At 76.7% G+C, this 20,114-nt stretch carries 15 protein-coding genes and 1 riboswitch; of the genes, 9 read left to right on the top strand and 6 right to left on the bottom strand.

The window, feature by feature from the left end; all coding sequences use genetic code 11:
* Positions 1 to 71 precede the first annotated feature (71 nt).
* The 7 genes from ACI8AP_RS13385 to ACI8AP_RS13355 all read left to right on the top strand — a co-directional run bounded on the left by ACI8AP_RS13385 (position 72) and on the right by ACI8AP_RS13355 (position 9,520).
* The gene (locus ACI8AP_RS13385) at positions 72 to 974 is read left to right on the top strand and encodes an acyl-CoA dehydrogenase family protein (protein WP_456589844.1); all 903 of its coding nucleotides are present in this window, start codon (positions 72 to 74) and stop codon (positions 972 to 974) included.
* Positions 975 to 1,096: 122 nt separating this feature from the next.
* Positions 1,097 to 3,211, top strand: coding sequence for a putative bifunctional diguanylate cyclase/phosphodiesterase (locus ACI8AP_RS13380; RefSeq protein ID WP_456589843.1), 2,115 nt, complete (start codon positions 1,097 to 1,099; stop codon positions 3,209 to 3,211).
* A 116-nt stretch (positions 3,212 to 3,327) separates the two neighbouring features.
* Positions 3,328 to 4,026 (top strand): NYN domain-containing protein, encoded by a 699-nt coding sequence (locus tag ACI8AP_RS13375; RefSeq protein WP_456589842.1) that lies wholly within the window; start codon positions 3,328 to 3,330, stop codon positions 4,024 to 4,026.
* A 97-nt stretch (positions 4,027 to 4,123) separates the two neighbouring features.
* Complete coding sequence (locus ACI8AP_RS13370; RefSeq protein ID WP_456589841.1) at positions 4,124 to 5,389, top strand: diguanylate cyclase; 1,266 nt, start codon at positions 4,124 to 4,126, stop codon at positions 5,387 to 5,389.
* 129 nt (positions 5,390 to 5,518) lie between these two features.
* Positions 5,519 to 6,157: a PilZ domain-containing protein gene (locus ACI8AP_RS13365; protein WP_456589840.1), complete on the top strand. Its 639-nt coding sequence runs from the start codon at positions 5,519 to 5,521 to the stop codon at positions 6,155 to 6,157.
* Between the two features lie 52 nt (positions 6,158 to 6,209).
* Positions 6,210 to 7,907 (top strand): ABC transporter, encoded by a 1,698-nt coding sequence (locus ACI8AP_RS13360; protein ID WP_456589839.1) that lies wholly within the window; start codon positions 6,210 to 6,212, stop codon positions 7,905 to 7,907.
* The gene (locus tag ACI8AP_RS13355; RefSeq protein WP_456589838.1) at positions 7,904 to 9,520 is read left to right on the top strand and encodes a GTPase; all 1,617 of its coding nucleotides are present in this window, start codon (positions 7,904 to 7,906) and stop codon (positions 9,518 to 9,520) included. The genes ACI8AP_RS13360 and ACI8AP_RS13355 overlap by 4 nt, the downstream gene beginning before the upstream one ends.
* Before the next feature lie 172 nt (positions 9,521 to 9,692).
* Here the strand turns inward: ACI8AP_RS13355 and ACI8AP_RS13350 are convergent, their stop codons facing one another.
* On the bottom strand, positions 9,693 to 10,202 hold the full coding sequence (locus ACI8AP_RS13350; RefSeq protein WP_456589837.1) for an ATP-binding protein: 510 nt from the start codon (positions 10,200 to 10,202) through the stop codon (positions 9,693 to 9,695).
* A gap of 126 nt (positions 10,203 to 10,328) precedes the next feature.
* On the opposite strand from ACI8AP_RS13350, the gene ACI8AP_RS13345 reads away from it, so the two are divergent.
* Positions 10,329 to 11,018 (top strand): ANTAR domain-containing protein, encoded by a 690-nt coding sequence (locus tag ACI8AP_RS13345; protein ID WP_456589836.1) that lies wholly within the window; start codon positions 10,329 to 10,331, stop codon positions 11,016 to 11,018.
* Here ACI8AP_RS13345 and ACI8AP_RS13340 read toward each other — a convergent pair whose 3' ends face one another.
* On the bottom strand, positions 11,019 to 11,963 hold the full coding sequence (locus ACI8AP_RS13340) for a nucleoside hydrolase (RefSeq protein ID WP_456589835.1): 945 nt from the start codon (positions 11,961 to 11,963) through the stop codon (positions 11,019 to 11,021).
* A 2,143-nt stretch (positions 11,964 to 14,106) separates the two neighbouring features.
* On the opposite strand from ACI8AP_RS13340, the gene ACI8AP_RS13335 reads away from it, so the two are divergent.
* Entirely contained in the window at positions 14,107 to 16,656 is a 2,550-nt protein-coding gene (locus ACI8AP_RS13335; RefSeq protein WP_456589834.1) for a SpoIIE family protein phosphatase, read from the top strand.
* A 7-nt stretch (positions 16,657 to 16,663) separates the two neighbouring features.
* Here the strand turns inward: ACI8AP_RS13335 and ACI8AP_RS13330 are convergent, their stop codons facing one another.
* The 4 genes from ACI8AP_RS13330 to ACI8AP_RS13315 all read right to left on the bottom strand — a co-directional run bounded on the left by ACI8AP_RS13330 (position 16,664) and on the right by ACI8AP_RS13315 (position 20,008).
* Positions 16,664 to 17,086: an ATP-binding protein gene (locus ACI8AP_RS13330; RefSeq protein WP_456589833.1), complete on the bottom strand. Its 423-nt coding sequence runs from the start codon at positions 17,084 to 17,086 to the stop codon at positions 16,664 to 16,666.
* Positions 17,087 to 17,193: 107 nt separating this feature from the next.
* Positions 17,194 to 17,964 carry an energy-coupling factor transporter transmembrane component T family protein gene (locus tag ACI8AP_RS13325; RefSeq protein ID WP_456589832.1) on the bottom strand — a complete coding sequence of 257 codons (771 nt, stop codon included), beginning with the start codon at positions 17,962 to 17,964 and terminating at the stop codon, positions 17,194 to 17,196.
* Positions 17,961 to 19,310: an ABC transporter ATP-binding protein gene (locus ACI8AP_RS13320; RefSeq protein ID WP_456589831.1), complete on the bottom strand. Its 1,350-nt coding sequence runs from the start codon at positions 19,308 to 19,310 to the stop codon at positions 17,961 to 17,963. Before ACI8AP_RS13320 ends, ACI8AP_RS13325 begins: the two co-directional genes overlap by 4 nt.
* 80 nt (positions 19,311 to 19,390) lie before the next feature.
* Positions 19,391 to 20,008: an ECF transporter S component gene (locus ACI8AP_RS13315; RefSeq protein WP_456589830.1), complete on the bottom strand. Its 618-nt coding sequence runs from the start codon at positions 20,006 to 20,008 to the stop codon at positions 19,391 to 19,393.
* Positions 20,007 to 20,110, bottom strand: a riboswitch (TPP riboswitch). (Overlaps the previous gene by 2 nt.)
* Positions 20,111 to 20,114 lie beyond the last annotated feature (4 nt).

The following is a 20,114-nucleotide window of genomic DNA, read 5'->3' as shown; positions in this document are numbered from 1 at the left end:
GCGCCGATGAGCGACCTGTTCCTCGTCCTCGCCCAGCTCGAGGAGGGGTCTCCTGCTTCCTCGTCCCCCGCGTGCTCCCCGACGGCACCCCCAACGTCTTCCGGCTGCAGCGGCTCAAGGACAAGCTGGGCGACCGCGCCAACGCCTCCAGCGAGGTGGAGTTCGACGGGACGACCGGGTGGCTGGTCGGCGAGCCCGGGCGGGGTGTCCCGGCGATCATCGAGATGGTCAACATGACCCGGCTGGACTGCGTGCTCGGCTCGGCGGCCACGATCCGGGCGGCGCTGACGCAGGCGGGTCACCACGCCCGGCACCGGCACGCGTTCGGCGCGCTGCTGGCCGACCAGCCGCTGATGCAGAACGTGCTCGCCGACCTCGCGCTCGAGAGCGAGCCCGCCAAGGCGCTGGCCATCCGGCTGGCCGCCGCGGTGGACGCCGGCGAGGCGGCCTTCCTGCGGCTGGCGGGGGCGGTCGCCAAGTACTGGGTGTGCAAGCGCACCCCGGGGGTGGTCGCGGAGGCGATGGAGGTGCTGGGCGGCAACGGCTACGTGGAGGAGTCCGGGTTGCCCCGCCTCTACCGGCAGGCGCCGCTGAACTCCATCTGGGAGGGCTCGGGCAACGTCATCGCCCTCGACGTCCTGCGGGCGCTGGGGCGCTCCTCGGAGTCGCTGGCCGCCGTCACCGCGGAGCTGGAGCTGGCCCGGGGAGCGGACCGCCGGTACGACGACGCGGTCAAGCGGCTGTCGGCCGAGCTGGGTGACCGGGACGGGCTGCCCTTCCGTGCCCGGCGGATCGCCGGGTCGCTGGCGCTCTGCCTGCAGGGCTCGCTGCTGCTGCGCCACGCACCGGCCCCGGTCGCGGACGCCTTCTGCGCCTCTCGCCTGGGCGGAGAGTCCGGCGCGGTCCTCGGCACCCTGCCCGCCGGCACCGCCGTCGCCGAGATCGTCCGGCGATCCGAGGTCGCGGCTCCCTGAGGCGGGCTCCGGGCTATTACCCTCGGGGACGGCTCACGTGCTGCCCGTGTTCTTCACGAGCGGTCCGTGTCCCCGGCGTCTGCGGAAGCGGACCGGACGACCACTGGACGAGAGCGGGCAGCGTGCAACCAGGCGACGACCGGTCCCTCGGGATCCGGCCCGACCCGTTGAGCGGCGTGCCCGACGCGGTCTACCGCCTGGACACGCGGGGATGCTTCGCCTACCTCAACGAGGCGGCCGAGCGGCTCCTCGGGCGCCGGGCCGACGAACTGCTCGGCCAGGACGCCCGCGACGCCTTCCCGGCCCTGCGCGGCTCGCTCGCCGAGGAGCAGTACCGCCAGCTCCTCGCGGACGGCCGGCCACGGGAGTTCCACTTCTTCTACGAGCCGACGGGGCGCTGGTACGAGGTCCGGATGTTCCCCGATCCGGCCGGCGCCGCCGTCCTCTTCCGCGACATCGACGTCCGCCGCCGCACCGACCAGCAACGCGACGCCCAGATCCGCGGCCTCACCGCGGTGCTGGAGGCCCTGCCCTCGCCCACCGTCCTGATCGGGCCGGACGGGCGGATCCTGTCCACCAACGGGGCGTGGGTGCGCAGCAGCGAGGAGCTGCTCCCGGCGGTCTCGTGGCCGGGCCGGGAGGGCGAGGACTACCTTACGATCATGACCCGGGGACTGGCTCCCCGGGAGCACGCCGGGCTGGCCGAGGGGCTGCGGGCGCTGATGACCGACACCGCGCGGTCGGACGGGCGCACGTTCTCCTACGACTACTCCTGCCAGACCCGGCGCGGTGCCGCCTGGTTCCACCTGCAGGCGACGCGGGTCGACCGCGAGGGCCGGGTCGTCATCACCCACAACGACGTCACCGACCAGGTGCGCGCCCGGCAGGACCTGCTGTGGAAGGCGCAGCACGACGACCTCACCGGGCTGCCCAACCGCTCCAGGCTGCTCGAGCTCACCGGCGAGGCGCTGGCCGCCGACCACCAGGCCGGAGTCGCACTGCTCGTCATCGACCTCGACGCCTTCAAGACCGTCAACGACTCCCTGGGCCACCAGATCGGTGACGAGCTGCTGCGCCAGGTGGGCGGCCGGCTCTCCGAGCAGCTCCGCCCGGGCGACGCCGTGGCCCGCCTGGGCGCCGACCAGTTCGTGGTCCTGGCGCGCGGGTGCGACGCCTCGGAGGCCGCTGCCCTGGCCTTCCGGCTGCAGACCGCGTTCGGCCGGCCCTTCCTCGCCGGGGAGATCTCCGTGCCGCTCAGCGCCAGCGTCGGCGTGGCGGTGGCCCGGCAGGAGGTCCGCGACGCGCACCACCTGCTCAGCGATGCGGACGCCGCGATGTTCGCCGCCAAGAGCTCGGGGCGGGACCGGGTCCACCTGTTCTCCCCCGCGTTGCGGGAGGCGGCCCGGTGGCGGCTGGAGGTGGCCACCCGGCTGCGGGGTGACGCCATCGACCAGCTGGTGGTGCACTACCAGCCCGTCGTCCGGCTGGACACCGGGCAGATCGAGGGCGTCGAGGCGCTGGTCCGCTGGCAGCACCCCGAGCGCGGGCTGCTGTCGCCGGACACCTTCCTGTCCGTGGCCGAGGAGACCGGGCAGATCATCCCGATCACCCGCTGGCTGCTCCGCGAGACCACCCGCAAGGCGGCGGAGTGGGCCGCCGAGGGGCTCTCCCTGCGCATGTCGGTGAACGTCAGCGCCCGGCACTTCTCCGCCGAGACGCTGGTGCGCGACGTGCGACTGGCCCTGCAGAGCTCCGGCCTCCCGGCCGACCAGCTGGTGCTGGAGCTCACCGAGACCAGCGTGGCCGAGGACCCGACGCGGGCGGAGGACCAGCTGTCGGTGCTGCGCGGCTTCGGCGTCCGCGTGGCGATCGACGACTTCGGCACCGGGTGGTCCTCCCTGGCCCAGCTGTTCGCGCTCCCCATCGGCACGCTCAAGATCGACCGCTCGCTGCTCGCCGCCGCCGAGCGGGTGGCGGCCGGCGACACCGGTGCGGTGCTCGCGGCCATCGTCGGGCTCACCCGCACGCTGGGCATCAGCTCCGTGGCCGAGGGGATCGAGACCCCCGAGCACCTGCGGATGGTGCGCGAGGCCGGCTGCGACCTGGCGCAGGGCTGGCTGCTGGGCCACCCGATGCCCGCCGACCGGCTGCCCGGCTGGGTCCGCGAGGTGCAGCAGGCCGGAGGGGACCTGTGCGCCCTGGCGATCGCCGGCCACGCCGTCCCCGCGCCCGGGTGAACCTCCGCCGTCCCGGCCGCCGGGCGACGGCGCCGGCCGGTCCGCCACCCCCCGCCGGAACGCTCCAGGCGCCGCCCCCGGCGACGCCCGTCGCCGGGCCCGGGCAGACTGTCCCCGTGCTGGACACCTCCGAGGCCGTGCCCGCGCCCGCCGAGCAGCCGGCCGGCCCCGTCGACGACGGCCGGTCGCGTCCCGCCCTGGACCTGCTGATCTGGGACGCCCCGAACATCGACATGACCCTGTCGACGGTGATCGGTGCCCGCCCGACGGCGGCCTCGCGGCCGCGGTTCGACGCGATCGCGGCCTGGTTCGTCGAGGGCGCCGGCGATCCGGGTGCGCCGGACTCCTCCGATGTCGAGGCGTGCGTCTTCGCCAACATCCCCCCGCAGCCGGGATCGCTGCAGCGCTGGGTGGAGGCGCTGCGCGGATTCGGCTACTCGGTGTTCGCCCGGCCGAAGACCCAGCCGGACGACGACATCGACCAGGACATGCTCGACCACATCGCCGTCCGCCGGCACAGCCACCAGCTGCGGCGGCTGGTGGTCTTCTCCGGTGACGGCCGGAACTTCGCCGAGCCGCTGGAGGACCTCGCCCGCCAGGGGACGCAGGTCGTCGTCGTCGCCTTCAGCGAGGTGGCCGGTTATGCGATCGGCTCGGACCTGCTGGAGTTCATCGACATCGAGGACGTGCCGGGGGCGTTCGTCGAGCCCCTCGACCGGGTCCGCCTGGACGCGCTCCCGCCGGACGGTGCCTGGCTGCGGCCCACCCGCAGCCTCCGGGACTTCGTCGCCGGGTTCACCGCGCGCCGCGGCTGACCGCCGTCCGAACACGGTGCCCCCGCCCGGTTCACCCGCGGGGGTGAACCGGGTGCGAGCCGTTCAGGAAACGGCTCGCCGTGCCGATCGCAGAACAGTGCCGTTCTCCCTGACCGAGCGCCTGGTGGCCATGCTCCGCCGAGGCGACGTGCTGCCCTCGCCGGCGTCCGCCGCCGGTGCCGAGGGCGGGGCGGGACGGCGCCGGGTGGCGTCGGCGTCGCAGCTGGCGCGGGCGATCCCCGGACTGGCCGAGGAGCGTGCGGAACGGGCTCGCACCGCCGGGCTGCTCGTCGGCTGGGTGGCCGTGGTCGTCGTGCCCCTGTGGTCGCTGGTCGACCTGGTGACCGAGGGCAGCAGCGCCGGCACCTTCCTCACGGTCCGGCTGCTCTGCGAGATCCCGATGCTGCTCGCCCTGCTCGCGCTGTGGCGGCTCCCGCTGGGCCGCCGGCGTCCCGAGCTTCTGACGTTCCTCGTCCTGGCGGTCGTGCAGGCGGAGGTCGCCTGGATGGTCACGCGCTCGGACGACCCCCGGTACCACCTGCTCGGCTTCACCCTCGCGATCTACGGCAGCGGCTGCGTCCTGGTGGCCCGCCCGCGCTGGACCGTCGCGCTGGTCGCCGTCTCCTGGGCCGCCCTCGGGCTCGCTTCGGTCACCGTCGAGGACGGGCTGTCGCCCGGAGACCTGCTCGCGGTGACCGTCTACCTCGCCAGCGCCTCGCTGATCGCGGTGCTCGCCCACCTGCGGCGCTACGCGCTGGACAGCCGGGAGCTGCACACCCGGGTCCGGCTGGAGCGTGAGCAGCAGCGGACCGGGGTGCTGCTGGCCCAGCTGGAGCGGCTCAGCCACGAGGACCCTCTCACCGGCCTGGCCAACCGCCGCCGGTGGGACGCCGAGCTGGCGGAACTGTGCGCCCGCGCCCGCCAGCGGGGAGACGTGCTCAGCGTGGTGCTGGTCGACCTGGACCACTTCAAGGAGGTCAACGACCGGTACGGGCACGGCGGAGGGGACGACGCGCTGCGCGCGGTCGCCGGGCTGCTGTCGGCCCGCGTGCGCGGTGGGGACCTGGTCGCCCGGCTCGGTGGTGACGAGCTCGCCGTCCTCATGCCGGGGGCGGACCAGGCGCGCGCGACCGCGCTGGCCGAGCAGCTCCGGCGCGAGGCCCGGCTGCTGCAGCCCGCCGGCTTCGACGCCGCGGAGCTCAGCCTCTCCCTCGGGGTGGCGACGGCGGCCGGCGACGACGCCTACCCCCTCGAGCTGATGTCCCGGGCGGACGAGCAGCTCTACCGGGCCAAGACCACCCGGAACGCCGTCGGGGCCGGGCTCGCGCCGCCCGGGGCGACCGAGCCGCAACCGGCCCGCTGAGCGGGACCGGTCCATCCCGGCGCGTCACGCTCCCCTGCCGCCCGGCGCCCGCCGACGGCGGTTACCGTTCCCGCGCGGACGGGCGACCGGGAGGTCGCCGGCCGAGCACCGGATGATCGAAAGAGGACCATGACCAGCGTTCCCGGCGTCGACCACCCGGCGGAGCAGAGCGAGGCCGAGGTGCGGCTGGGCGGCACCAACGTCGCCGTCAGCGCCCGGGTGGAGGTGGTCCACGCCGGCGTGCTCTCCGTCCGGCCGTCGGCGAGCGAGTTCGTGGAGGGCACGGTCGTGAACCCCGGCGACGTCGTCGAGGTCTACTGGCGCACCGAGAGCGGCCACCGCATGCTGCCGGCCGAGGTGCTGGACGTCCAGACGGGCGCGGTCGTGCGCTGGCGGCTCACGACGACCGGGCCCGCCGAGCACAGCCAGCGGCGGGCGGCGGTGCGCGGCCGCGTGACGGTGCCGGTGGAGGGTGCTCTCGGCGGGGTGGACCTCACGGGCGAGACGCTGGACCTCAGCGAGGCCGGCATGCGCGTCCACTTCGAGGGCTTCGGCGTGGTGCCGGACGCCGGGACGACGATGGGGCTGACCGTCCGCCTCGAGGACGGTCCGCTGGTGTCGCGCGGCGAGATCATCCGCATCCAGGCCCGGGGGGCGCGCTGGGTGATGAGCATCCGGTTCGTCGACATCGCCGAGAAGGAGCAGGACCGGGTCCGGCGGCGGGTGTTCCAGGCGCTGCGCGAGGAGCGTGCGCGGATGGCGGAGTGACCCGGGGGAAACCGGCGGGTAGCCGGCCGCCTCCCGGGGCAGAGCAGCAGGCGTGATCCCGTCGCCGCCGCGTCTGACCGAGGCCCTCACGGTGCTCCGCGACCGGGTGGCCGCCGCACCGCTGGCCCTGGCGACGGCGAGCCGCGACGAGGCCGTCCGGACCGCCCGGGGCATCACCGACCAGATCGACGACTACCTGCTGCCCCGGTTGCGCGACCTGGACGCCCCGCTGCTCGTCGTCGTCGGCGGCTCCACCGGCGCCGGCAAGTCCACGCTGGTCAACAGCATGGTCGGCGCTCCGGTCACCACCGCCGGCGTGCTGCGCCCCACCACCCGCGCCCCGGTGCTCGTCTGCGCCCGCGCCGACGCCGGGAGCTTCTCCGGTGACCGGGTGCTGCCGGGGCTGGCGCGGGTCACCGGCGGGAGCGGCGGCCCCGGGACGCTGCAGCTGGTCCCCCGTGACGATGTGCCAGCGGGGCTGGCCGTGCTCGACGCTCCCGACGTCGACTCGGTGGTGGCGAGCAACCGCGACCTCGCCGGCCAGCTGCTGGCCGCCGCCGACCTCTGGGTCTTCGTGACCACCGCGGCCCGCTACGCCGACGCCGTGCCGTGGGACCTGCTGCGCACCGCCGAGCAGCGGGGGACGGCGCTGGCCGTCGTGCTGGACCGGGTTCCGCCGGAGGCCGCCACCGAGGTCGCCGACGACCTCGCGGCGATGCTGCGGGGCGCCGGCCTCGCCGCCGCCCGGCTGTTCGTGGTCGAGGAGCGGCCGCTGCAGGACGGCCGGCTGCCCGAGGAGCAGGTGGCGCCGCTGCGGAGCTGGCTGCACGGGCTGGCCGCCGACCAGGAGCAGCGGGCGGCCGTCGTCCGGCAGACCCTCGCCGGGGCGCTGGACAGCCTGCAGGAGCGCACCGCCACCGTGGCCCTGGCCGTGGAGGAGCAGCTGGCCGCGGCCGGGGCGCTGCACGGAGCGGCCGCGGCCGCGTACGACGGGGCGCGCGACGGGATCGACCAGGGGGTCCGCAGCGGCAGCCTGCTGCGCGGCGAGGTGCTCGCCCGCTGGCAGGAGTTCGTCGGCACCGGGGAGTGGATGCGCACGCTGCAGAATCGCGTCGGCCGGGTGCGCGACCGCGTCACCGCGGCGCTGACCGGGCGCCCGGCCCCGGCCGAGAGCCTGCAGGGCGCGCTGGAGAGCAGCGTCGAGCACCTGCTGCGGGCCGAGGCGGACCGGGCCGCGGAGCGGACGGTCACGGCGTGGCGTGCGCTCCCGGCCGGACCAGGGCTGCTGGGCGACCGGGAGCAGGAGCTCGCCGCCGCGTCGCCCGACTTCCCGGAGGCCGCCGCGGCGCAGGTGCGCGACTGGCAGGGCACGGTGCTGGACCTGGTGCGCGACGAGGGCGCCGACAAGCGCTCGCGGGCCCGGCTGCTCTCCTGGGGCGTCAGCGGGACCGGCGCGGTGGTGATGGTGGCGGTCTTCGCCCAGACCGGTGGGCTCCTCGGCGGGGAGGTGGCGGTCGCCGGCGGCACCACTGCGGTCGGCCAGCGCGTGCTGGAGGCGGTGTTCGGCGACGCCGCGGTGCGGTCGCTGGCCGAGCGGGCGCGGGCCGACCTGGAGGAGCGGGCCGAGGCGCTGCTGCGGTACGAGCAGGACCGCTTCGACGGCCTCCTGGACGCGGCGGCGCCGGCGCCGCAGGCCGCCGACGACCTGCGGCTGGCCGCCGGTGCCCTCGTCGAGGCACGCCGGGCATGAGGCGTGCGGGAGGAGCGCTGGCCGACCGGCTGGCCGCGCTGCGCGAGGCGGTCGAGGTGGCCGACGGGCAGCTGGCGGTGCCGGAGGTGGCGCGGGCCAGGGCGGTGCTGGCCAAGGCCGGGGCGCGCGAGGCGCTCGGGGACGCCACCGTGGTCGCGCTGGCCGGGGCGACGGGCAGCGGCAAGTCCACCCTGTTCAACGCGCTGTCCGGCAGCGAGGTGAGCACCCCGGGGGTGCGGCGTCCCACGACCGGCGTCGCGCACGCCACCGTGTGGGGCGCGGCCGAGGACGGCGCCGACCGGCTGCTCGACTGGCTCGAGGTGCCGCGGCGGCACCGCCACGAGCCCGAGCCGGCGCTCGACGGGCTGGTCCTGCTCGACCTCCCCGACCACGACAGCGTGCGGCTGGAGCACCGGCTGGAGGTCGACCGGCTGGTGGAGCTGGTCGACGTCCTCGTCTGGGTGCTCGACCCGCAGAAGTACGCCGATGCCGCCGTGCACGAGCGGTACCTGGCGCCGCTGGCGGGCCACGCGGGCGTGCTGCTCGTCGTGCTCAACCAGGTCGACCGGCTCGACGACGCCGCGGCCCGCGCCTGCCTGGCCGACCTGCGCGGCCTGCTCGACCGCGAAGGGCTGGCCGCGACCCCCCTGCTGGCGGTGTCCGGTCGCACGGGAGCGGGGCTGGCCGAGCTGCGCGGTGAGCTGGCCCGACGGGTGGGTGACCGCCGGGCGGCTGGGGAGCGGCTGCTCGCCGACGTCCGCGGCAGCGCCGCGGAGCTCGCGGCGCACTGCCCGCCCACCCCGGCCGGTGGGTCGCGGTGGTGGGGGCGGGCCGGTGCCGCCGACGACCCGGCCCGGGAGCCGACCGACGGCCTCACCGACGCGCTGGCCCGCGCGGCCGGGGTGCCCACCGTGACCGCCGCCGTCGAGCGGTCGACCCGGCGGGAGGGCGCCGGGCGCACCGGCTGGCCCCTGCTGCGCTGGACGCGCACCCTGCGCCCCGATCCGCTGGGGCGGCTGCACCTGGGGGACGAGCGGGCCCGCACGTCGCTGCCCCCGGCCGGCGCGGTGGAACGGGCCCGCATGGCGACCGCCGTCCGCGAGGCGCGCGACGCCGTCGGAGAAGGGCTGGCGCCGGCGTGGCGCGAGGAGCTGCGGCGCACCGCCGAGGTCTCCGAGGACCGGCTGGCCGACGCGCTGGACCGGGCGGTCGGCGGGGCCGATCTGGGGCCCGACCGGGTGCCGCTCTGGCAGCGGGCCGCTGCGGGGCTGCAGTGGCTCCTCCTGGCCACCGCCCTGGTGGGTGCGCTGTGGCTGCTGGCCCTGGTCGCGCTCGGGTTCCTCCAGCTCGACGGCGTCGTCCCGCTGCCCCGGGTCGAGGGGCTGCCGCTGCCCACGCTGCTGCTGGGCGGTGGGCTGCTCGCCGGCCTGCTGTTCGCCCTGGTGTGCCGCCCGTTCGTGGCGATGCGGGCGCGACGACGGGGGCGAGCGGCCGACCGCCGGTTGCGCGCGGCCGTGCGCGCGGTGGCGGAGGAGGAGCTGCTGGCACCGATGGCCGCGGTGCACGCCGATGCCGCCCGGTTCTGCGCGGCGGTGACCCGCGCCGCGCGGTGATGCGCTGGGGCGGGGCTTCCCGGGTCCAGCCGGACCGCCGGACGAAGAGCCGCGGCATGGCACGGCTGCAGGGACGGTGCACCGGGCCGACCGCGCCTGGTGAGGTGCTGGGACGGCCCCCTCCGGAGGCTCGCCCCGAGCGTGCGAGGGGTGAGGAGGAGGGGGTCCTCCGTCAGTCCCGGTGGAGGCCGGGTGAGCGCTGCTCGGGCAGCCGGTCGCGCAGCCCCTCGACGGCCTCCCGCCCCGAGGGCAGCAGCGCCCAGACGTGCTTGCGGCCCGGCCGCTCCTCCCAGCCGTAGGCGGTGGAGAGCTGCGCGACGAGGTGCAGGCCCATCCCGCCCAGCGCCGGGTCCCGGTCGACGGCCGGCACGGGCGGGCGGTCGGGTGCCTCGTCGCTGAGGTCGAGCAGCCAGCCGGCGGGGCCGGCGACGACCAGGGCCCGCACGTCGCCCCCGCCGTGCCGCAGCGCGTTGGACGCCAGCTCCTCGAACACCAGGAGCAGCCCGTCCCGGGCGTCCTCGGTCGAGGCGGCGGAGACCGACGGGTGGGCGATCCGCGCGCGCAGATCGGTGCGCACGCGGGACACCACGTGCATGGCTTCCAGCTGCCAGTGCCAGACGTCACCGGGGACGGAGGGGACGGGCGCGGTCGGCCACGCGTCGGGGGCCAGCTCGTCGGCCATCTCGTCCTCTCGCGTCTGCTCCGCGGGTACCCCGGGACCCGGCCCGGATCGCACCATCCTGACCGATGGGGACGCCACGCGCGAAGGGGGGCGACCGGTGCGGGTCCCGCCGGGCAGACTGTGCCGGTGGACGACGTCCTTCGCGAGCTCGCCCGGGTGACCCTGGGCGGCCGGGAGCTGACCGAGGTGCTCACCGAGATCACCACGATCGCGGCCCGGGCCGTCCCCGGCGCCGACGCCGTCTCCACGACGCTGGTCCGCGGCGACAAGGCCTTCACGGCCGGCTACCGCGGCGAGATGGCGCTGGCGGCCGACGAGCTGCAGTACGCCGAGGACAGCGGTCCCTGCCTGGACGCCGGCCGTGGCGGCGTCGTCCTGCGGATCGACGACGTGCGCACCGAGGAGCGGTGGCCCGCCTACGTGGCCCGCGTGCGCGCGACCCCTGTCCGCAGCTCGCTGTCGGTGCCGCTGCCCTACCAGGGGTCGAGCATCGGCGCCCTGAACGCGTACTCGACCCGGCCCGCGGCGTTCGCCCACCCCGGGTCGCTGGCCGCCGCCCTCGGGGTGGCCGAGAGCATCGCGGTCGCCGTCGCCAATGCCGACGCGCACGCGCAGATGACCGAGCAGGCCCGCAACATGCGGATCGCCATGGAGTCGCGCGCGGTCATCGAGCAGGCCAAGGGCGTGCTGATGGCCCAGCAGGGGATCGACGCCGATCGGGCCTTCGAGGTGCTGCGCCAGGCATCGCAGCGCTACAACCGCAAGCTGCGCGACATCGCCGCCGGCATCGTCGCGGGCACGCAGGCGCGCCGCTAGTCAGCCGTCCAGCCGCGCCAGCCGGGAGACCAGGAACTCGACGGCGGCGGCGCTGTCGACCGTCTCGGCCACCTCGACCGCCGTCGCGGACCCCGAGACCGCCCGGCGGTCCACCAGGGTCTGCCCCCGGCCGGCGCCCAGCGTGGTGTCGACGACGACGTCGCGCCGGACGGTGCCCAGGGTGCCCGGGGCGATGGCCTCGGTGAGCGCCAGGGCGTCGTGCACGACGACGCCCGCGGTGCCGTACGCGTCCCGGGCGTGGTCCACGTACTGCTGCAGGATCGCCGCCGCGCTGCGGCCGACCGGGCCCGCACCGGCGAAGCGGGCGATCCCCTCCTCGGTGAGGACGGTGGGCAGCGTGACGTCCAGGCCGACCAGGACGGCGGGCACCGAGGAGCAGAGGACGGCCTGCGCCGCCTCCGGGTCGGACCAGATGTTGAACTCCGCGGCGGCGGTGACGTTGCCCCCGCGGGAGGCGGAACCGCCCATGACGACGAGCCGCCCGATGCGCTCCGCGGCCTCCGGGTACACGGCCAGCAGCAGCGCGAGGTTCGTGAGCGGGCCGATCGCGGCCACCGTCACCGGCGTGCTCGCGGCCAGCAGCGTCTCGGCCAGGGCGACGACCGCGGGGCGGGGGTCGACGACCGCGGGGGAGGGCGGCAGCTCGACGCCGCCGAGCCCGGCGACGCCGTGCACGTGGCCGGCCCGCTCCGGCTGTGGGTGGACCAGCGAGGCGCGGGCGCCCGCGGCCACCGGCACGTCGGAGCGCCCGGCCAGGTGCAGCACCCGCAGGGCGTTCTCGGTGACCTGCGCCAGCTCCACGTTGCCGTGCACCGTGGTGACCAGCCGCAGGTCCACCTCCGGGCTGGCCAGGGCCAGCAGGATGGCGAGGGCGTCGTCGATGCCGGGGTCGGTGTCGATCACCAGGGGGATGCGCTCGGTCACCGCCGCATCCTCGCAAGCCGGTCCGCACGGGCCCGCCGCGGTCCGGCCGGTCCGCACGGGCCGACGGCGCTCCGGCCGGGGCCGACACGCCGGGCGTGCCGGAGTCGTCCGGAAGTGACCGACGGCCCGGATCGGCCCGTCCACGCTCGCGGGGGGCCGTCGAATCGACAAGGGCATGCGCCGGGCGAGGGGTCACCGACCGGTGCGCAGGGGTTGGGCAACGGTTGGGTCACGCGGTTCCGGCGAGGCGCCGGAGGAACCGGCTGCCGGGCCCGCCGATCCCTACGTTTCTCCTTGTCCGCGGCACCTTCCCCTGCTGCGGACACGACTTCGGGAGGCGACATGAGCAGCAGCCGGCAGGCCGTCAGGCCGGCGGACTCAGCGGCGCGCGCCGACCGTTCCCCGCGCGAGCCGGCCAGCGCGTTGGTGGGTCTCATCGACGTCCTGGACCGGGCGGACGAGGTCCGTCCCCGCCCGCGCCCCCGGCCGGCCACGCACCGGGCGGCGGCCCGACCCGTCCCGCTGCGGTCGGTCCAGCCGGCGCCCGCGGCCCGTGCCCCGCACGTGCCCGCTCCGCCGGTGTTCAGTCCTCGGGTGACCGTGGTCCCCGAGCGGGTCCGCGAGCCCCTGGGCGGAGTGCGCGGGTTCACCCGCCGGATGGCGCTGTGGGGTGCCGGCGAGCAGGGTCAGAACCTGGCGTGGCGCACCGCCGCACCTCCCGCCCCGGTGCCCGGTCGGCGCCGTGCGGCGCTGCGCGGGTTCACCCGCCGGATGGCGCTGTGGGGCGCCGGCGAGCAGGGCCGGCACCTCGCCTGGGGCCGCCCCGCGTCCCCTGTGCTGCGCGACCTCGATCCCCCCGTGGTGCTGCGCGAGATGCCCAGCACCCCCTCCGTCCAGCCCGTGGCGCCTTCCCCCGCCGCGGCGCTCCTTCCCGCGGGACCGGCCTCGTCGCCGGGGTCGCGAACCGGTACGGCCGCACCTGACGCGACCGCCCGCCCCACCACCCACCCGAGTTCCACGGAACCCTCGGTACGGAGCCGGCCATCGGCCGGCTGGCGTCCACCGGGGGACTGGCCGTCCTCGGGTCGGTACGGGGCGCGGTCCACGCCGCCGTTCCTCCCGGTCCGCACCCCCGGCCCGGCGGGCCGCACCCCCCGGGTACCGGCACCGCGGTCCCCGCAGGGATCCGGTGGAGCCGGGGCCCGCGGCGACCCGGCCGGGTGCCCGGTCCGCGGGTCTCCGCCCCCGCCGCGACGAACCGGGCCCGCGAACGGCACCTTCGCCTCGCCGTTCACCGTGCGGGCACCCTCGGCGCACCCCCGCCCGGCGCCTCCCGCGCCCGGCTGATCCTGCAGCGCGACCACGGCATCCAGCCGCGGCAGCCGTCCACCGCTCTCCCGTCGAGCACGCCGGCCCCGACCTCCCTCTTCCCCGGGTGGTCGCGGATCGTCGACTCGGTCCCGCGAGCGCGTCCCCCTCGGCCGACCTCGGCCGCACCTGGCCCACCCCCGACGGTGCCCTCCGGGCGCCCGCAGACCTCGCCGCTCCACGAATCCGGCCTCGTCCCCCCGCCCGGCTGCTGCCCAGCACGCAGCGCGCGGACCCTCCAGGGAGGCACGGATCGCGGACGGCGGGCAACGCGGACCCGGAACCGTCCGGCGGGGTGGACGACAGGCCCCTGCCGGTGCCCGGCGGCGCGATCCCCCTCGCGACCGCCCGGGTCTCCGACCGGCGGCGCCTGGCCGGCTGCGGCGGAGGGGCCACCGGTCCACCGACCGGCAGGGTCCCGACGCCGCCCGGGCCCGCGGTCCGACGTCCCGGCGCGGTGCTCCGGGACGAGGCGTCGGACGACGTCGCGGAGCTCGTGGCACGTGCCGGTGGACGGGCATCCCGTCCGCTTCCTCCCGCCGTCGGCGGGCGCCCGCCGACGGCGGGCCGGACCGCTCGCCGGTCCGGTCCCCGCCCGGGCGCCCGCCCCGGCTACCGAACCCCCACCCGCCCTCTCCCGCCCTCCTCACGGTCCCCTTGCAGACGCGATCCGCGCGCCCGGCCGACCGGTGTGACAGGCTCTGCACCTCTCGCCGCGCAAACGGAGCAGCCGTGCCGCCGGCCACCCGCGGACCGTCTGTGGAGGGAAACCCACGTGACCGCCGCCGAGCTCCCCGACGGGCCGGCCCCCCTGGGCGCTGCCGAACGCTCGGCGACGGGCATCGCCGACCGCGCCGAGGCGGTGCGCCGGCTGGCCGGCGAGGCCCTCGGCAACCGCAGCCTGCAGCGGCTCACCGACCTGGCCACCCGGCTGCTGGACTGCGAGTCCGTCGACGTCTCCCTCGTCGGCGAGGTGCAGACCGCGGTGGCCGGCACCGGCCTGCCACCCGGCGGCATCGGGGCCCGGCTGCCGCTGGCCTCCTCGCTGTGCGCCGTCGCCGCGACGGCCGACGGCCCCCTCGTCGTGCCGGACGCAGCCCGCGACGAGCGGGTGGCCGACCGCGACCCCGTCCGGTCCGGGCAGGTCGGCGCCTTCCTCGGCATCCCCCTGCGGGCCACGGGTGGGGACCCGATCGGTGCGCTGTGCGCGTACGAGCCCCGGGCACGGGCCTGGACCGAGCGGGACGTGACCCTGCTCCGCCAGCTCGCCGACTCGGTCAGCACCGAGCTCCAGCTCATGGCGCTCACGGCGGAGTACGAGGCGCACCGGCTGCGCTTCGAGCTGGCCATCGACGCCGCCGGAATCGGCAGCTTCGACTGGAACCTGGTCACGGGCCGGCTGCTCTGGGACGACCGGATGCTGGCCCTCTTCGGCTACGAGCGAGCGGGGTTCGACGAGAGGATCGACTCCTTCGTCGCCCGGGTGCACCCCGACGACCGGGAGCGGACGACCGAGGCCCTGCAGACGGCCATCGAGGGGCGCGGCGACTACGAGGCCGAGTTCCGGGTCGTGCTGCCGACAGGGCTGACCCGCTGGGTGCGGGGCCGGGGCCGGGCGGTCTCCGACGACAGGGGTACCGCGGTGCGGCTGCTCGGCGCCGCCTACGACACGACGCCGCAGCGGCAGGAGGACGTCCGCCTCGCCCGCCTGCTGGAGGCGATGAAGGCCTCGTTCTTCTCGCTGGACCGGGAGTGGCGCTTCACCTACGTCAACGCCGAGGCCGAGCGGGTGCTGGGCGCCTCGCGGGAGGAGCTGATCGGGCAGGTCGTCTGGGACCGGTTCCCGGCGGCCGTGGACAGCGACTTCGAACGGCACTACCGGACGGCGGTGTCGACCGGGCAGGAGCAGCTGTTCGAGGCCTACTACCCGCCGCCGCTGGCCGCGTGGTTCGAGGTGCGCGCCTGGCCCACGCCCGACGGTCTGTCGGTGTCCTTCCTCGACGTGACCGAGCGCCGGGCGGCCGAGGAGAAGGCCCGGCGCAGCGCCGCCCGGCTCGCGCTGGTCGCGCACGCCACCACGGCCGTGTCGGCGTCGCTGAACACCCGGCAGCGGGAGGAGGAGGCGCTGCAGCGGGTCGCCGAGCTGCTCGTGCCCGAGCTCGGCGACTGGGCGATCCTGAGCCTCGCCGACGAGGAAGGCCGGATGCGGGACGTCGCCAGCTGGCACCGCGACCCGGAGTACCGGGACGCCGTCCGCCGCTACGCCGCGCTGCGGCTGGCCGCCCTGCCCCCCGACGCCCCCATCATGCGGGCGCTCGCCTCCGGGCAGGTCCTGGTCGTCCCCGACGTCGGGGTGGCCGTGGGGCAGACCCTGCCACCGGGCGACGTCAGCGACGCCTTCTGGCGGTTGGCGCCGCGGTCGGCGGTGACGATGGCGCTGGCCGCCCGGGGCCGGACGCTCGGGGCGCTCAGCGCCTACCGGTCCGCCGACCGCCCGCTGCCGGACGAGGAGGACGTCGCCACTGTGCGCGACGTCGCCGGCCGGGTGGCGCTGGCGCTGGACAACGCCCGGCTCTACGAGCAGCAGCGCCGACTGGCCGAAGGTCTGCAGCGCAGCCTGCTCACCGCACCGCCGCAGCCCGATTCCGCCGAGATCGTGGCGCGCTACCAGCCGGCGATGGCGGTGGCGGAGGTCGGTGGCGACTGGTACGACGCCTTCCAGCAGCCCTCGGACGCGACCGTGCTGGTCATCGGCGACGTCGTCGGGCACGACACCGAGGCGGCCGCGGCGATGGGGCAGCTCCGCGGCATGCTGCGCGGCATCGCCTACCGCGACATCGGCCCCGCAGAGGTGCTCACCGACCTCGACGCCGCCATCCGCGGCCTGCACGTGGGCACGCTGGCCACCGCGGCGGTCGTGCGCGTCGAGCAGACGGCCGAGGAGCGCGCCGCCGGCATGACCCGGCTGCGCTGGTCCAACGCCGGCCACCCGCCGCCGCTGGTCCTGCGGCCGGACGGGCGGATCGAGGAGCTGGCGGGGGAACGGGCCGAGCTGATGCTCGGGGTCGACCCGGAGACGCGGCGCACGGAGACGGTGGTGACGGTGCCCCGCGGGACGACCGTGCTGCTCTACACCGACGGCCTGGTCGAGGGGCGCGACCTCTCGCTCGACGAGGGCACCGCCCGGCTGCGCGCGGCGCTGGCCGACCTCGGGGGCCGGCCGCTGCCGGAGCTGTGCGACGCCGTCCTCGACCGGCTGCGCCCCGCCGAGGCGCTGCAGGACGACGTCGCGCTCGTGGCGGTCCGGCTGCACCCCCACGGCTGACGGCCGCTCAGCGGCCCAGCATCGCCCAGACGTGCTTGCGCCCCGCGGCGACGTACCAGCCGTGCGCGGCGGCCAGTTCGGCGATCAGGTAGAGGCCCAGTCCCCCCAGGCTCGGGTCGCGGCCGACGGCCGGTGCCGGCGGGCGGTGCGGCGCCTGGTCGGTCACCTCGACGAGGTAGGCGGCGCCGGTGGTGCGGAGGGCCGCCCGCACCTCACCGCCACCGTGGCGCAGCGCGTTCGACGCCATCTCGTCCAGGGCGAGCACGAGCCGGTCGAGCAGGTCACCGATCCCCGGGCCGGTCACCCGGTGGCGGACCTGCGCGCGCACACCCGGGAGCTCGGCGACGTCGTGCAGGTCCCAGACGAGGACGGGCTCGGCCGCAGGCGGGTACGCCGAGGGCCAGATCGTGCCGGCCGCCTGCCCTGTCACGCCTGTGCTCTCCTCCGTCGAGGCCCGCTGCTGCCGCGTGCTGGCCTAACCATCACCTATGGGTCGTGGCCCCGGGCGTCAAACCTGATGTCGTGCGGATCACACCATCAGCCGACGAACACCGGCGACCAGTATCCGGATCGGACGCTCGCGGCCACGGCGAGCACGCACACCGCGACGGCGGCGGCGACGAACCAGGCATCGCGCCGGTGCAGCGTGGAGCCCCGCGCGTTGCTGCGGGGGATCCCGGAGTCGAAGCCGCGGGCGTCCATCGCCGTCGCCAGCCGGCTCCCCCGCCGGATCGCGCCGACGAGCAGTGCGAAGGCGGTGCCGGCGAACAGCCGGACGTGGGCGACCGGGCTGGCACCGGCGTCGACGCCCCGGGCGCGGCGGGCGAGGCGGATGGTCTGCCACTCGGTGGCCAGCAGCGGCACCAGCCGCAGGGCGGCGAGCGCCCCGTAGGCGAAGCGGGTGGGGACGCGCCAGTGCAGGGTGAGCGCGTCGGCCAGCCGCACGGGGTCGGTGGAGGAGACCAGCAGGACGCCGGGCAGGGCCAACGCGATCACCCGCAGCCCCCAGGTGGCCCCGCTCAGCCACGCCGCCGCGCCGTCGAGTGTGCCGAACGCGACGTTGACCCAGGCGACACCGGCCGCGCTCAGCAGCAGGGGCCACGTGCGGCGCAGGACCGACCGCGGCGTGGTCAGGCCCGCCGCGGGCAGCAGCGCCAGCTCCGCGGCGAGGACCACCGACGGCGTCACCCAGTCACCGCTGACGAGCAGGACGACGGTGAGGACGACGATCGCCGAGAGCTGGGCGACGGGATTGATCGCCGACAGCGGGACGGCCCGGGCCGGGCCGAGCGTGAGGGGGGCGCTCACGGTGCCGGCACCGGGTCGCCGAGGCGGAGCACGTCGTCGGCCAGCGCGCCGACGACGGCCGTGTCGTGGGTGATCAGGCACAGTGCACGGCCCTCGCCCTGCTGCTCGGCCAGCAGCGCGGTCAGCTCGGCCCAGGTGTCGCGGTCCTGGCCGAAGGTCGGCTCGTCCAGCACCAGCACCGGCGGCCGGGTCGCCAGCGCGGTCGCCACCGACAGCCGTCGCTGCTGGCCACCGGAGAGGGTGAAGGGGTTGGCCTCGGCGAGCGGGGTCAGCCCCAGCCGCTCGAGCAGCTCGTCGGCGCGTCGGCCGGCCGCCGTCCGGTCGGTCCCGGCCCGCAACGGTCCCAGGGAGAGCTCGTCGCGCACCCGTCCGGTCAGGAACTGGTGCTCGGGCTGCTGGAACACCGTGCCGATCCGCTCGACCAGCTCGGCCGCCCGCCACCGCGCCGGCGGCCGGTCGGGTCGGCGCAGCCCGGCGCGCAGGGTCGGCCCGACCCTGACCTGCCCGCCGGTCGGCGCGCGCAGCCCGGCGAGCAGCAGGGCCAGCGTGGACTTGCCGGTGCCGTTCGGTCCCGTCACGGCGAGCGTCCGGCCGGCGAGGAGAACCGCGTCGGTCGGCGCGAGCGCCGGGCGGTCGGACCCGCGGTGGGTGTAGCTGACGGCCTCGGCACGCACGAGCGCCTCGCCGGCCGGTGGGTCGGCCCGGCGCGCCGGGAACCGCAGCGGCGGCGGCGTCCAGCCGGCGGCGTGCTCGGTCAGCCCGCCGCCCGGCAGCAGCTCCACGACCCGGTCGACGAGCGGCAGCCACGCCTCCAGGTCGTGGTCGACGATGACCAGGGTGGCCGAGCGGTCGGCCACCGCGCGGTCCACCGCCGTGCGCACGAGCGCGGCGCCGTCCGGGTCGAGCTGGGCGGTGGGCTCGTCCAGGAGCAGCAGACCCGGGCGGGGGGCGAGGGCGCCGGCCAGCACCAGCCGTTGCTTCTGACCGCCGGAGAGTGCGGCGGTCGCCCGGTCGCGGCCGAGACCGAAGCCGACGGCGTCGAGGGCGGCGTCGACCGCCGGCCAGATGCGGTCCCGCGGCGTCCCGACGTTCTCCAGCCCGAAGGCGACGTCGTCGCCGGCCCGGGTCATGACCAGCTGGGAATCCGGGTCCTGGAAGACCGTGCCGACCCGTTGACGGCGGCGGTCGGGCGGCCCGCCGTCGACGGTGATCTCCCCCTCGACGTCACCGCTCTCCGGTTCCAGCAGCCCGCCGAGCGCGCGCAGCAGCGTGGACTTGCCGGCGCCCGAACGGCCGGTGAGCAGCACCCGCTCGCCGGGGGCGATGCGCAGGTCGACGTCCCGCACCGCCCAGGCCCGCCGGGTGGCGTGCCGGAAGCCCCACCCGTCCAGCCGGACGGCGGCCGGGCCCGTGGCCCCGGACGTCGTCAGACCCGCGTGCGACCGGAGGCGAACGACGACAGCGCGCCGCTCGCGGCCAGTGCGCGGGCCAGCAGCACGCTGCCGATCCCGGCGACGACCGCCGTGCTGCCCACGACGAGCGCGACGTAGGTCGTCTTCCAGCCCGCCGACCAGTCCGGGTAGTAGTAGACGAGGTCGAGGACGGCGGCGGTCGCACCGGTGAGGACGGCGGCCAGCAGCGCGGGCGCCCAGCCGAAGCGGCGGTAGCGGAAGGCGGCGAAGCCGGCGTCGCCGGCCAGGCCCTGCAGCAGGCCGTAGACGATCGTCGTCGTCCCCCAGGCGGAGCCGAGCAGCGCGGAGACGATCGCGGCGACCAGCTCGGCGAACAGGCCGGCGCCGGGCTTGCGGACGATCAGCGGGGCGAGCACCGCGGGGATCAGCCAGACGCCGTACATGAACGCCTGGGCGGGCGGGAAGGCGGCGAACGCCGTCCCCGTGCCGGCCCAGAGCAGGCCCCACGCCCAGAAGACGACGCCGAAGGCGGCGCCGAGGACGGCGGTGACGACGATGTCGACGGTGCGCCAGCGGTTGCTGCGCTCCCGGGCGGGCGCAGCGTTCGACGAACGGACGGCCGGATCGGCCATGTCTCTTCCTCCAGGCTCCCTGCGCCGGCATGACCCGGATCAGGTTCGAGGGTCTGCGGTGTCCCGCACTCTCAGCGCCGAAGCGCTCCCCTGCTGCGAATGTGTG

It is taken from the genome of Blastococcus sp. SYSU DS1021, assembly GCF_054050995.1.
Note: the sequence above shows the minus strand (reverse complement) of the source record. Positions and strands in the feature narration are given on the sequence as shown.